This is a genomic window from Bacteroides xylanisolvens XB1A (assembly GCF_000210075.1).
GTDB lineage: Bacteria > Bacteroidota > Bacteroidia > Bacteroidales > Bacteroidaceae > Bacteroides > Bacteroides xylanisolvens.
Window position 1 is genome coordinate 1,362,473 of the sequence record NC_021017.1, and the last position, 14,534, is coordinate 1,377,006.

Genomic DNA, 14,534 nt, shown 5'->3' on the forward strand with positions numbered 1-14,534 from the left:
CTATCTTTCTGCCTCTATTGTATAAGTAAAGCTGTCTGCCCGATAATATCCGACGTTGTATTCAATAGGTACTCCGTTCACATCATAAACAAATCTTTTTCTTATTAATATAGGGTCATTGGATTTTATCTCCAGTTTCTCTGCAATAAATTCTCCTGCAAGTCTGGCTGAAATCTCCTCCTTGCTGGTTTTTACTACTATATTATATTGGGTTTCCAGCATTTCGTATAAGGGGCGTGTATAATCTTCCTCTCCGGTCAGTGGAATATTGGGGTTGAAATAAGAGATGAAGTAAACAAACGGATATTCTTTTTTTCCTCTGACGCGCTCCATCACTACACAGCGAGTGTCGGGACTGGAACCTAAATCAAAGAACGTACCGATTTCTTCGGTTGGACGCTTTAAACTGATATGCAGCTCGAAATTGCGAATCTCTATACCTAACATCTTCATTTCCTGTGAGAAACTAAGCCAGTTTTTTACTCCGCCTACGATACCTTTCTTTACTACCTTCGTTCCGTAGCCTTTCTTGCGTACCAAAAGCCCCTCAAACACGAGCTTGTTGATAGCTTGTCTCAATGTGTTCCTTGAAATATGCAATTGTTCAGACAATTCGACCTCGTTGGGAAATAGCTTCCCGTTTTTGTACTCTTCAGATTCTATGAGTCTTCTTAGTATCTCTTCTGCCTGAATATGAAGCGGTTTATCACTATTATGATCTAATTTCATATCTATCCTGATTGGTTTATTTTCAGCAAATATAAGATTTATCAAAAAATAATCCAAGTTTTGTTTGGAATAAAAATAAAATCTATATATTTGCACAATTGAAAGTATGTATGAACATATGAAATTTAAAAACGCTATCAACATGAGAAAAGCTAATTATGATAAATTTCCTTCTACGAAGCTGACGGGGATGCTTGTTCAGGGGTGGGATTCTATCATTTCTATGTTAAAAGAGAAAATGGATGCAAGAAAAGTGCTGGCTGTGGATTTATATACAGGAGTATATGAAGAAGAAGTGCTGGATGCTTTTTCAAAAGAATTCTCCGGAAGAGTGATGAATGTACGTGATTTGATGAAACCGGAAAAAGAAATTCAAGCGTTGACAGAACGCTTCATGACTGAAGATGTATTATTCGGCTATGTCACCAATTTGAAGCTGGAAGATTATTTGGATGTGGATAAGGTGGCTGCTGCACGGAAGCAAATCAGTGAAGCAAAAGACGCCATTGTAATCATAGGTACGGGTGCTTCTGTTGTTGCTCCGCAGGATGCGATGGTGGTTTATGCGGATATGGCACGTTGGGAAATCCAACAACGTTTCCGTCGGCATGAGGTAAAAGCTTTAGGTATAGACAATCGGAACGATGCCGTTTCTTTGCAATACAAGAGAGGGTATTTCAACGATTGGAGAGTATGTGATAGGTATAAGGAAAGATTGTTTGACAGGGTAGAATTCTGGATTGACACCCATGTGGCCGGGACACCGAAGATGATTGATAAGGATACTTTCTTTAAAGGGGTAGAGGCAACGGTGAACACACCGTTCCGGGTAGTTCCTTTCTTCGATCCGGCTCCCTGGGGTGGTCAATGGATGAAAGAGGTTTGCGACCTGGATCGTGAACGCGAAAATTTCGGCTGGTGCTTTGACTGTGTACCTGAAGAGAACAGCCTTTATTTTGAAGTGAACGGAGTGCGCTTTGAACTGCCTTCGGTTGATTTGGTTTTACTGAAAAGTAAAGAGTTGCTTGGTGAACCGGTGGAGGCACGCTTTGGAAAAGACTTCCCTATTCGTTTCGACTTTTTGGATACGATGGGCGGAGGTAATTTGAGTTTGCAGGTGCATCCTACTACTCAATTTATCCGTGACAGTTTCGGTATGTACTACACGCAGGATGAAAGTTACTACATGGTAGACGCGGAAGAAGATGCCGTCGTTTATCTGGGAGTAAAGACAGGAGTGGACAAAGAAGCGATGATCGGCGATTTGCGTAAAGCACAAAAAGGTGAATTGGTGTTTGACGCAGAAAAGTACGTAAATAAGATTCCGACAAAGAAACACGATCACTTCCTGATTCCGGGAGGAACTGTTCATTGTTCTGGTGCCAACAGTATGGTGCTTGAAATCAGCTCGACTCCGAACCTCTTTACTTTCAAACTATGGGACTGGCAACGCTTGGGACTGGATGGAAAACCGCGTCCAATCAATGTGGAACGTGGTAAATGCGTTATCAACTGGAATCGCGATACGGAATATGTAAATGAACACCTTCGCAATCAGTTTACGGAAGTCGCTTCCGGAGAAGGTTGGATAGAAGAACGTACCGGACTGCATCCGAACGAATTTATCGAAACTCGTCGCCACCGTTTCTCATCACCGGTGTTGCATCACACAAACGATAGTGTAAATGTACTGAATCTGTTGGAGGGAGAAGAGGCCGTAGTTGAGAGTCCTACTCATGCTTTTGAACCTTTCGTGGTGCATTATGCCGAAACATTTATTATTCCTGCCGGGGTGAAAGAATATACCATTGCCCCGTATGGTAAATCTGCAGGAAAAGAATGTGTAACGATCAAAGCTTACGTACGCTTTTAATAATGAAATAAATCATCTAATATCTTGAAAACTATGTATGAACATGATGAACGAATCGTAATGACGCTCGATGCGGGAGGCACTAATTTCGTGTTTTCAGCCATACAAGGCTGTCGCGAAATAGTGGAACCTATTTGCCTTCCGGCAGCGTCCGACGACTTGGAGCGTTGCTTGTCTGTTCTTGTAGAAGGTTTCCTGGAAGTTGAAAAACGATTGCCGAAACTTCCGGTAGCTATCAGTTTTGCTTTCCCCGGGCCTGCTGACTATGAGCATGGAATTATTGGTGACTTGCCCAACTTCCCGGCCTTCAGGGGAGGAGTGGCACTTGGACCTTATTTGAGGGAACAGTTTGGTATTCCGGTTTTTATTAATAATGACGGTAATTTGTTTGCTTATGGCGAAGCCTTGGCAGGCACTTTGCCCGAAGTGAATAAACGCCTGAAAGAAGCAGGCAGCAGTAAGGTATATAAGAACCTGCTCGGAATTACACTGGGTACAGGGTTTGGTGCCGGAGTGGTGATTGACAGCCGGTTACTGACCGGAGACAACGGTTGCGGCGGCGACGTCTGGATTATGCGGAATAAGAAATATCCCGAAATGATCGCGGAAGAAAGTGTCAGCATCAGGGCTGTCAGGCGAGTATATCAGGAATTGACCGGAAAGGATGCTTCTTCTTTGACTCCCAAAGATATATATGATATTGCCGAAGGGATCGCAGAGGGAGATCAGCAGGCTGCTGTCCGGAGTTTTAACGAACTGGGAGAGATGGCCGGTGATGCTATCATCCGTGCATTGAATATTGTTGATGGCTTGGTGGTGATTGGCGGAGGAGTGGCCGGAGCGGTTAAATACATACTTCCGGGAATCATGAATGAGATGAATCGGCAGATCGGCACATTTGCAGGAGCTTCTTTCCCTTGTTTGCAGATGGAGGTGTTCAATCTGTCCGAAAAAGAGGCATTTGATAAATTTCTGGAAGAAAAAGACAAGATGGTGAAAATACCATTTTCGGAGAGAGAGGTGCATTATGCCTGTCACAAGAAAATAGGCATTGCTGTTTCTACATTAGGAGCAAGCAGGGCTGTTGCTTTAGGGGCTTATTCCTTTGCTTTGTCCCAACTTAATATCTTATAATATATGATAACTCTTCTATTAATTCAAATATAAAATGTTATGAAACAATCTAATCTATTGAACGCGCAATTTGCCCGCCGGCTTTTCAGAACGGCATTTTCGAGTTGGCAATTATTGGCTGTTATGTTGATTGTTTGTATGAATGTGGCTGTTGGTTCCAAACTGTATGCGCAATCTAATACAATCGCAGTGAAAGGTAAAGTAATGGCAGACGGGGAACCCGTGATTGGGGCTACCGTGCTGGTGAAAGGTGTATCTACGGGTACGGCTACGGATATGGATGGAAATTTTTCACTGAATGTTGCTTCAAAAGCGGTATTGGTAGTTTCCTCAATTGGATATGAAACACAGGAAGTTCCGGTGAACGGCCGCCAGTTTATCAATGTGGTGTTGAAGTCGGATGTGGTTACTTTGAAAGATGTGGTAGTGGTAGGCTACGGCGTGCAGAAGAAAGTCAACCTGACAGGAGCTGTGTCTTCTGTTTCTACGGATGAATTGGAAGGAAAGCCGATTTCCAATGTATTGGAAGCGATGCAGGGAACGACTCCCGGTTTGGTTATTCAGCAGGGAAGTTCTACTCCGGGTAGTGTTCCTTCTATTAATATCCGTGGATTGAATACGATGAACAACAATGATCCGTTGGTGATTATTGACGGAATTGAAGGATCGCTGGGCAATTTGAATCCGGCTGATATTGAGCAGATTTCTATTTTGAAAGATGCGTCTTCTACTGCTATTTATGGTTCACGTGCTTCCAATGGTGTGGTACTTGTTACTACCAAGAAAGGAAAAGCCGGTAAGGTGGAAATCTCTTATGATTTTATGTATGGTGTTCAGCAGCCTACTTCATTGCCTAAGATAGCAGACTCGTGGGTATACGCTGAACTGTATAATGAAGCGGCTGTTAATTCGGGAAGAGCTGCAAAATTCACTCCCGAGCAGATTGCGCAATTTAGAAATGGCGGTCCGAATGTAAATTGGGTGAAAGAACTGTATCACCGTAATTCTCCTCAAAGTTCACACAATGTTTCGATGACAGGAGGTAACGACCAGTTGTCTTACATGGCTTCTTTGGGTTATATGGATCAGAACAGTATGTTCAAGGGACCTGATTATGGTTATAAACGCTACAATGCACGTCTGAATGTAAGCCATAAGGTGACGAATAACTTTACATTGAATTTGACTTCTCAATTTGCCCGTAATGATATTAAAGAACATGCTTACTGGACGGAATGGATTATCGAGCAGGCAAACCGTATGCCGCCGATTTACCCGATCAAGAATGAGGATGGCAGTTATAATTATCCTGCCGGAAGTAACTCAAACGGTTTGCAGCGTTTGGAAGAAGGCGGTTATCGCCAGAATGTGAATGATGAATTATTGGGAACCATACAAGCCGAATGGGAAGTATATAAAGGACTGAAATTGATCGGAAGTGTCGGTGGACGTGTTTGGAATAATAATTTGCATGAGAACCGGAAGGCCTTCGAAGGTACGGGAGATAGTGAAAATAAGTTGACCGAGCAATTCTATCGTTCTAAGAATATCACTACCAATCTTATGGTGACTTATAATACGAAAATAGGGAAACACTCTATCGGTGGATTATTAGGATATGCTTATGAGGGTTTCTCTGAAAAGCAGTTCTCTACCAGTCGTTTGACGGAGGATTCTAAATATGATATTTTTGTAGGTGATTTGAGTGGGGATAAAGTTAGCAATGGTGGTTCGGCAAGTGACTGGGCTATCTATTCTGGTTTTGCTAGAGCCACTTACAACTATGATGAAAAATATCTGCTGGAATTTAATATCCGTAATGACTATTCTTCTTATTTTGCGAAAGGAAACCGTTCGGGAGTCTTTCCGTCTTTCTCGGCAGGATGGCGTATCTCGGAAGAAAAATTCTGGTCTGTACTGAAACCGTATGTTCCTTCTCTAAAAATCAGAGGTTCATGGGGATTGGTTGGTAATAACCGCATTGGTGCTTATCAATACATGCAGACGGTGTCTGTAAAGAACGGCATCAGTTTCGGCGACAAGCTGGCGCAGACGGCTGAATTCGCTTCTACAAACCCTGATCTCAAATGGGAAACTACCCGTATGGCTAATATCGGCTTCGAATTGGGATTGTTGAATAATGATTTGAATATTACTTTTGATTGCTTCAATAATCGTACAAAAGATATTTTGGTGAATTTACCGGTTCCCGGATTGTTTGGTAATGGTGCCCCGATTCAGAACGCAGGTAAGGTAGAGACGAGAGGATGGGAATTATCAGTAAGTTATCGTTTGAAGACTGGTCCGGTAGTGCATAACTTCGCCGGAAATATTTCGGATAGCTTTAATGAAGTAATAGATACACGTGGTACGGAAATTATCGGTGGCTCGGATGTACAGACAATTATCAAGGAAGGTTATCCATTGTACTCTTACTATGCATATCGTTCGGATGGATTTTTCCAGAATGAGGAAGAATGTCAGAAAGGACCGCACTTGGAAGGTATTACACCGAAACCGGGAGATATTCGTTATTTGGATAAGAACGGCGATGGTGTGATTAAACCGGACGATGACCGTTTTATTGTTGGTAATGACTTCCCAAGATATACTTTCGGCTTCACCTATGGTTTGGAATATAAAGGTTTTGATTTCTCGATGATGTGGCAAGGAGTAGGAAAACGTAACAAGTGGATGCGTGGTGAATCTGTAGAGGCTTTCCATAATAACAATGAAGGTCCTGTAATGGATTTCCATCAAGATCGCTGGACTCCGAATAATCCGGATGCTACTTATCCTCGTCTGACAATGGGTGCGGAATCTGCTAATAATGCAGCGAAATCAGATTTCTGGATCCAGGATGCTAAATACTTGCGTTTGAAAAATGCGCAGATCGGATATACTTTCCCGCAACAATGGATGAAAAAACTCTATGTCAAGAATTTAAGAATCTTTGCCAGTGTGCAGAATCCGTTGACTTTCACGAAGATGAAAGGCGGATGGGACCCGGAATATACCGGAGACGGTAGTGGTCGTTCTTATCCTGTGGCAAGAGTATATTCATTTGGACTTAATGTTAAATTTTAAACTGTACCGTGATGAAAACAACTATAAAGAATTTGATTTTATCTGCTGTCTTGGTAGTGGGCGGTGCCTCTTGTGTTGACTTGGATACGGCACCGTATGACAGAGAAACGGACTTGACTTATTGGGAAGAGGACCCTGAAGCAGCTGTCAAGGCGTTGAATACTTGCTATACTTATTTAGGAAATATGGACGAACAGCTTTATTGTGAAGCAATGACGGATAATGCTTATACCAAGCAACCTAATGATTTTACACAAAATATTGGTAATGGTTCATATTCTACAGCCGACTCTTACGTGAAACAGGTTTGGGACGGGCGCTATACGGGTATTCGTATGTGTAACCAGTTGCTGGAAAATATAGACAGGGTTCCTGATTTGGACCCGGAATTGAAGAAACGTTATATTGGTGAGGCAAAAGTACTTCGTGCTTATAGTTATTATGAGTTGTATACGAAATTCGGCGATATACCTTATACTACAAAAGTGCTTTCTATCAAAGAAAGTATGTCTATTGCACGTACAGCCAAAGCCACTGTAATAGCAAATGTTTTGGCCGATCTGGATGAAGTGATTAATGGTAACTATTTGCCGACTTCTTATGATGCAGATAATAAAGGTCGGATTACCCGTTGGGCGGCAATGGCTATTAAAGCTAAAATCTATTTGTTTGAAGGTAATTGGACGCAAGTGAAAAATATCACTTCTACCATTATGACAGAGGGAGGCTTTAAACTCTTTTACAGTGATGATAAAGGGGCTAGTTATGCAGGATTGTTTGAGATCGCTAATGAATACAACTCTGAAGTAATTTTGGATGCACAGTATCGTCCGACCAGTCGTGAACATCAGATGATGTATGTTTTCCTGCCGCCCACTTTAGGTGGATATTCCCAGCTTTCTCCTTTGCAGGAGTTGGTAGACAGTTATATTATGCTGGATGGAAAAACAATTAAGGAAACAGGAACATCGTTTGATGAAAGTCATCCGTATGCCAATCGTGACCCACGTTTGAAGGCAACGGTGATGTACACCGGAAATTCTTATACTTTGGCCGACGGAACAGAAGTTGTTATCAACTGTGAGAAAGGTGAAGGTAAAGATGGTTATGGGGTAGGTTCAGACTGTTCGGCTACCGGTTATTATATTAAGAAATATTGGGATAACACTTATCGTGCTACTCTTTATTCTGGTTTGAATCCGATTCTGATTCGTTATGCTGATATTTTATTGATGAATGCGGAAGCATTGGCAGAATTAGGAGAACTGGATAAGACGGCTTGGGATGCAACTATTAAACCAATTCGTGATAGGGCCGGATTTACACTTGCTTCAGCACTGGAATTCCCGGAAGGAGCTTCTAAAGATAAACTGATTGAGATTGTACGAAACGAACGTCGTTCGGAATTGGCATTGGAAGGACATCGCCATAAAGATATTATCCGTTGGAGAATTGCGGACAATGTATTGAATGGATGGTGTCACGGACTAAAGACAAATGATGTGGTAGGTACGGATGATGGATACGTTCGGGTTGAAAACAGAACCTTTAATGCAAATAAACATTATTTGTGGCCTATACCACAGGCTGAACGTGACTTGAATGGTAATTTGGAGCAGAATCCGAATTGGTAATTGGTTAAACGACTCAAAAAGGAATGATTATGAAAAAGATATTATGGATATGTTCAGTACTTCTGGCAATGGTTTCATGTCAGGAAGATTATGAATTGAACACGGATTTTGCAGTCCCTACAGAATTAAGTTCCCCTGCTTCTATCCAGTTGAATGTGTCATCTCCAACGCCTGTTGTGTTGTCGTGGTCAGGAGGTGGTGCGGCAGATGGCGGAATTGTATTGTACGAGGTGCTGTTTGATAAGGCAGACGGTGATTTTTCAAAGCCGCTGGCTACGGTGAAAAGTGATTTGGGAGCTGCAACCAGTTTGTCAATCACTCATGCAACTATTAATACGATTGCCAGAAATGCAGGCATTTATCCTTTGGAAACCGGAGATATAAAATGGACGGTAAATGCTTCGAAAGGTGGAGTGGTGAAGAGAACCGACAAGGTGGCTACCATCACAGTAACTCGTGGAGAGGGAATTGATAATATTCCGGCTGAATTGTATTTATGTGGTTCGGCTACGGAGAACAGTGGACAGGGGGGAATTCCGTTCCGTTGTGTAGAAGAGGGCGTTTTCCAGATTTATACGAAATTATCTGCAGGAAATATATCATTTAAGTCTGCTACTACAGGTGAAACATTCAGCTATTATATTGATGATAGCTCGAAGTTAAGAGAAGGGGAGGGCGAAACGGCAGTCGCTGCTTCCGAAGAAGTAACCCGTCTGACAGTGAACTTTAATACAATGGCAATGACCACGGAAAAAATCGGTTCTTCTGTTCGTTGTATTTGGGGAGCAACATTTGGAGATATAGCTGTATTAGAGTATGCGGGTGATGGTAAATTTGTGGGAGAGGGTGATATTATATTTGTAGACCCAAGTCGTCCGAGCACGAACCCTCCTTCTTGGTTAGGTTGGACAGAAGAACGTTATTACTTTATTGCATCGGTAAATAATGGTGATATGTGTTGGGGTAGAGGTGATGACGTGAGTGCCGAACGTCCGGTAGGTGGAGAACCTGCTTCTTTCTATGCTTTGTATGAATTTCAATGGACTCAGTGGGATCATCTTTGGAAAATGAAAGGTAGTCTGGATTATACGCATGCGACTATCACTATCGATACGAATTCGGATGGATTGATGATACATACATTTACTAATGTGACTCCGATTAATTAATAAAACTAAGTTATGAAAAAGATAAAGACTATTTTAGCAATTCTTCCGGCACTATTATTCTCCTGTGCCGGAGATGACGTAGAGAAATATATCCCGCCTACACCGATTGCTCCGTCAGAACCCGGAGAGGAGGTCGTTTATCATAAACGTGCCAAAGAGCAGTTTGACTTGATTAATCAGTGCTACCGGATCAATAGTGGGACAACAGAAGGACTGTATAATGAAAATTATCCTAAGAAAGACGGGGATAATTCCGCTTCTTTCTTGTGGCCGTATGACGGACTGGTGTCCGGAGCAGCAGCTTTGCATGCCTTAGGTTATGATGTGAATTATGCAGATATGGTAGACCGGTTTGAAGTTTATTATCGTACTCCTAATGGAACTGTGGGTGGTTATGGTTCTCAAACCAATGGTACTACCGGTAGTGGAACACGTTTTTATGATGATAATTCTATTGTGGGGATTGAACTGGTAGAGGCTTTTAATTTGCTAAATAATCAAGATTATGTGACGAAAGCTAAAAGAATCGTTGAGTTCCTGCAAGCTGGTGAAGATGATACGTTTGGAGGAGGCCTTTGGTGGAATGAAGACCAGAAAGGACAGCAGGGAGTTGGTGATTCGAATAAACCGACATGCGCTAATGGATATGCAACGCTATTCTTGCTTGAATATTATTCTGTATGTCCTCAAGAGGAAAAAGCGGATGTGTTGGCTCTGGCAAAACGTTTATATGCTTGGACGTTGACTAACTTGCGTGATCCGGAGGATGGCTGTTACTGGAATGATAAACAAGCAGACGGATCCATTAATAAAACAAAATGGACTTACAATACAGGTGTGATGATTTCTAACGGAGTTCGTCTATATAAAATAACAGGTGAACAGACTTATCTGGACAGTGCCATTGCTTCTTCCGAAGGTGCGTATAATTATTTTGTACGTCCGCTTAATGGGTTGGCGTTGGCTTATCCCGATCATGATCCTTGGTTCACAACAAAACTGATCCGTGCATTTATTGATATTGAGCCTTATTATAAAAATGCAGGCAATTATATCAAAACATTCATCAACTTCCTGGATTATGCATACGAAAATGCCCGTTTATCAAACGGACTGTTCTATGAAGACTGGACAGGAGCAACTCCAAAACGTGCTGAACAGTTGTTGATGCAGGATGCTGCGCTTGAATCTTTGGGAATGATTGCTTTGTACAAAGGAGAAACAGTGACAGAGGAATAGGATATGAATAGTAAAATTAGAAATATAGCTTTATTTGTATCGACGGTATTCGTGCTTCTTTCTTGTGCCGGAGAATCAAAAACGACTCCGAATAAAGATAAGGCAGAAGAAATGTTTCAGCGTGTTTGGGAACTCTACCGGGTTCCCAAATACGGCCTCTTCTCTGAATATTACCCAAGCAGTCATCGTCCTGATCTGACTTATTTTAATGATTCCACCCGGCAAGCGCAGGAAGTTTCTTATCTGTGGCCTATGAGTGGTGTCTTTTCTTCGGCAGTGTTGATGGCTACTATCGAACCGGAGAAATATACGGTTTATGTCGATTCGATGGTGATGGCGATGGAGCGTTACTATGATACAACGCGTGTTCCTTTTGGTTATCAGGCTTACCCTGTTCAGTTTGGAAAGGTAGACCGCTATTATGATGACAATGGTTTAGTGGGTATTGATTATATTGATTCTTACCTGGTAACTAAAAATCCTCATTATCTGGAGAAAGCGAAACAGGTATTAACCTTTATTTTAAGTGGCTGGGATGAGAACTTTGAAGGAGCTGTTTCTTGGTTGGAAGGAGTGAAAGATCAGAAACCTGCCTGTTCTAACGGAAAAGCGATGGTGTTGGCTTTAAAACTTTATGAAGCAACTAAAGATGAGTATTATCTGGAGGTGGGAAAGAAGTTCTATCATTGGATTGATAAATATCTGAAAGATCCGGAAAGAGGAGTCGTTTGGAATTCATGGTTAACAACGACTTCGGCAGTATGCCCGGATTTGTATACTTACAATACAGGTACTTTATTACAAGCAGCTGTAGCTTTATATAATTATACGGGTGAGCAGGCGTATCTGGATAATGCTAAATTTCTGGCAGAAGGAAGCTACAAAGTGTTTTTTAAGTATACGGAAGACGGTATTCCTTATATTGCAGATTTGCCTTGGTTTAATTTGGTTTTGTTTAGAGGTTATCACGATCTGTACAATGTTACGGGGGATTCAAAGTATGTGGATACGATGATAAAAGGACTGGATTATGCTTGGGAACATGCACGTGACCAGGCGGGACTGATGTATCATGACTGGACAGGGCGGACTGATGAAAAACGTAAGCCGAAATGGTTATTGGATGCTTCGTGTGTGCCGGAGTATTATGCACGTGTGGCGATGATTAAAGGAGAAGTTACAAACAGAAAAATAAATAAATGATGAAATTAAAATGGATAGGTAGCCTGTTGATTCTGGCAGGTGTTGTAGGGTGCAAAACACCTGATCGTCCCAATCTGGTAGAGTATGTGAATCCTAATATTGGAACTGTACATAGTCGTTGGTTTTTCTATACTCCGGCTGCGGAGCCTTTTGGAATGGCTAAACTGGGAGCTTCTACCAATGGAACTTACGGTAATAATCAAGGATGGGAAGCTATTGGTTATGAAGATAATCATACTTCGATTGATGGCTTTCCTTGCTTACATGAGTTTCAGATAGGAGGAATTTCACTGATGCCTGTAACGGGAGAAGTAAAAACAAATCCCGGAAAACTGGAAGACCCCGATAAAGGTTTCCGTTCCCGCTTTGATAAGAAAGATGAAACGGCGCGTCCGGGATATTACTCTGTATTATTAAAGGATTACCAGGTAAAGGCAGAACTTACTGCCACTGCTCGTGTCGGATTCCAGCGATATACTTTCCCGGAGACGGAAGCTGCTCATATTCTTTTGAATATTGGAAATCGTCAGGGAGAAAGTGGAGCTGTGCGTGATGCATATATCAAACAGATAGATGGAAATACTATTGAAGGTTACGTGATTACGGAACCGGAATATGTGAAGAAATATCAAGCGGGTTCATCAGTAGCTATGTGTTTTTATGCAAAACTAGATCGTATTCCTGAATCGGTAGAGGTTTTTTATCAAGATAGTACTCTGAAAGCGGGAAATGAAATCAAAGGTGCAGGAGCTATTATGTGCCTGAATTATAAAACGAAAAAAGATGATGTAGTAAATGTAAAGATCGGTTTGTCATATACTTCCATTGAAAATGCTAAACTGAATCTGGAAACGGAAGCGAAAGACTTGACTTTTAATGAAGCTTTACAGTCAACTACGGATAAATGGAATGAATCCTTGGGACGTATTCTGGTTTCAGGAGGTACGGATGAAAGCAAAATCAAATTTTATACAGGATTGTATCACGCTTTGTTGGGCAGAGGACTTGCTAGCGATGTTAATGGAGCTTATCCCAAAAATGATGGAACAGTAGGGCAGATACCTTTGGGAAAAGAAGGTAAGCCGATATATAATCATTATAATACGGATGCAGTTTGGGGGGCTTACTGGAACTTGACTTCTCTTTGGGCACTAGCTTATCCGGAATACTACAATGGATTAGTTAACAGTCAGTTGCTGGTATACAAAGATGCTGGCTGGTTAGGTGATGGTATTGCTGCCAGTAGATATGTTTCGGGCGTAGGGACAAATATGGTGAGTATTACCCTGGCAGGTGCATACAATAGTGGTATTCGTGATTTTGATGTTGAAACGGCTTATCAGGCAGCTTTAAAGAATGAATTAGGCTGGGAAGGCCGCATTGAGGGGGCAGGTAAGATGGATGTGAAGCAGTTTGTAGAAAGAGGATATGTACCTTATGAGAACAGTGTTCATTATGGCACACATCCGGATGGCTCTACCTTTTCTGTTTCTCATACATTGGAATATTGCTTTAGTGCTTATGCTGTGGCGCAGTGGGCGAAAGCATTGGGGCATACGGATGATTACAACCGTTTGATGGAATTATCAAGAGGATGGGAAAAACTATTTGATGATTCATTGAAACTGGTTCGTCCCAGAGTTCCTAACGGTGAGTTTATTGATAACTTTAATCCGCTGGAGTCATGGAGAGGATTTCAGGAAGGAAATGCTGTACAATATACATTTTTTGTTCCTCAACATCCATATCGTTTGATTGAAAAAGTGGGTAAAGAGGAGGTTAATAATCGGTTGGATTCTATATTTACCGAAGCGCGTAAATCTATTTTTGGTGGCGGTAAGATAACTTATGCTTTTGCAGGTGTGGAGAGTCCTTACAATCATGGTAATCAGCCAAGTCTTCATATTCCTTGGTTGTTCAATTTCTCCGGTAAACCTTACCTGACACAGAAATGGACGCGCTTGATTTGTGATGAGTTTTACGGAACAAACGGAGAGCATGGTTATGGCTACGGTCAGGATGAAGATCAGGGACAGTTGGGAGCCTGGTATGTGATGGCGGCAATGGGATTGTTCGATGTACAGGGCGGTTCTTGTGAACGACCGACTTTCCAGATTGGCAGTCCGTTGTTTGATAAGATTGAAATCAAACTTAGTCCGATGAATGCGACGGGAAAAACGTTTGTGATTGAAACGACTGGTAATACACCGGATGCCTATTATGTACAATCTGCTACGTTGAACGGTAAACCGCTGGAACAATGTTGGATGTACCGGGATGAACTCTATAAAGGTGGAACATTGAAACTCACAATGGGTAATCAACCGAATGAAAAATGGGGAGTGGAAAATCCGCCTCATTGTTCTGAATAAACAGCTTATTTACCTCGGTGCCGATGTCGCTTGACAATGGCACCGGGGATTCTACATTTTATAATATAGTGAGTTAAACATGAAAACACAAAAC

Annotated in this window: 9 protein-coding genes; 8 read left to right on the forward strand and 1 reads right to left on the reverse strand. The window is 41.8% G+C overall.

The annotated features are described in order from the left end of the window. Positions 1 to 729, reverse strand: a complete 729-nt coding sequence (locus BXY_RS05715) for a GntR family transcriptional regulator (protein ID WP_008024915.1) — start codon at positions 727 to 729, stop codon at positions 1 to 3. A 142-nt stretch (positions 730 to 871) separates the two neighbouring features. Between BXY_RS05715 and BXY_RS05720 the strand changes: the two genes are divergently transcribed. Genes BXY_RS05720 through BXY_RS05755 form a run of 8 tightly spaced genes read left to right on the forward strand, consistent with a single transcriptional unit; the run spans position 872 to position 14,440 of the window. Next, positions 872 to 2,602, forward strand: a complete 1,731-nt coding sequence (locus BXY_RS05720; RefSeq protein ID WP_134993143.1) for a class I mannose-6-phosphate isomerase — start codon at positions 872 to 874, stop codon at positions 2,600 to 2,602. 33 nt (positions 2,603 to 2,635) lie between these two features. Then, positions 2,636 to 3,736, forward strand: coding sequence for an ROK family protein (locus BXY_RS05725; protein ID WP_015531408.1), 1,101 nt, complete (start codon positions 2,636 to 2,638; stop codon positions 3,734 to 3,736). Positions 3,737 to 3,775: 39 nt separating this feature from the next. Then, entirely contained in the window at positions 3,776 to 6,823 is a 3,048-nt protein-coding gene (locus tag BXY_RS05730; protein ID WP_015531409.1) for a SusC/RagA family TonB-linked outer membrane protein, read from the forward strand. A gap of 11 nt (positions 6,824 to 6,834) precedes the next feature. Continuing rightward, positions 6,835 to 8,457, forward strand: coding sequence for a RagB/SusD family nutrient uptake outer membrane protein (locus tag BXY_RS05735; RefSeq protein WP_015531410.1), 1,623 nt, complete (start codon positions 6,835 to 6,837; stop codon positions 8,455 to 8,457). Positions 8,458 to 8,486: 29 nt separating this feature from the next. Beyond that, entirely contained in the window at positions 8,487 to 9,626 is a 1,140-nt protein-coding gene (locus tag BXY_RS05740) for a SusE domain-containing protein (RefSeq protein ID WP_208946771.1), read from the forward strand. Positions 9,627 to 9,638: 12 nt separating this feature from the next. After that, complete coding sequence (locus BXY_RS05745) at positions 9,639 to 10,865, forward strand: glycoside hydrolase family 76 protein (protein ID WP_015531412.1); 1,227 nt, start codon at positions 9,639 to 9,641, stop codon at positions 10,863 to 10,865. Positions 10,866 to 10,868: 3 nt separating this feature from the next. Further along, on the forward strand, positions 10,869 to 12,068 hold the full coding sequence (locus BXY_RS05750) for a glycoside hydrolase family 76 protein (RefSeq protein WP_015531413.1): 1,200 nt from the start codon (positions 10,869 to 10,871) through the stop codon (positions 12,066 to 12,068). Further along, positions 12,065 to 14,440 (forward strand): GH92 family glycosyl hydrolase, encoded by a 2,376-nt coding sequence (locus BXY_RS05755; RefSeq protein WP_015531414.1) that lies wholly within the window; start codon positions 12,065 to 12,067, stop codon positions 14,438 to 14,440. The genes BXY_RS05750 and BXY_RS05755 overlap by 4 nt, the downstream gene beginning before the upstream one ends. Positions 14,441 to 14,534: the final 94 nt, after the last annotated feature.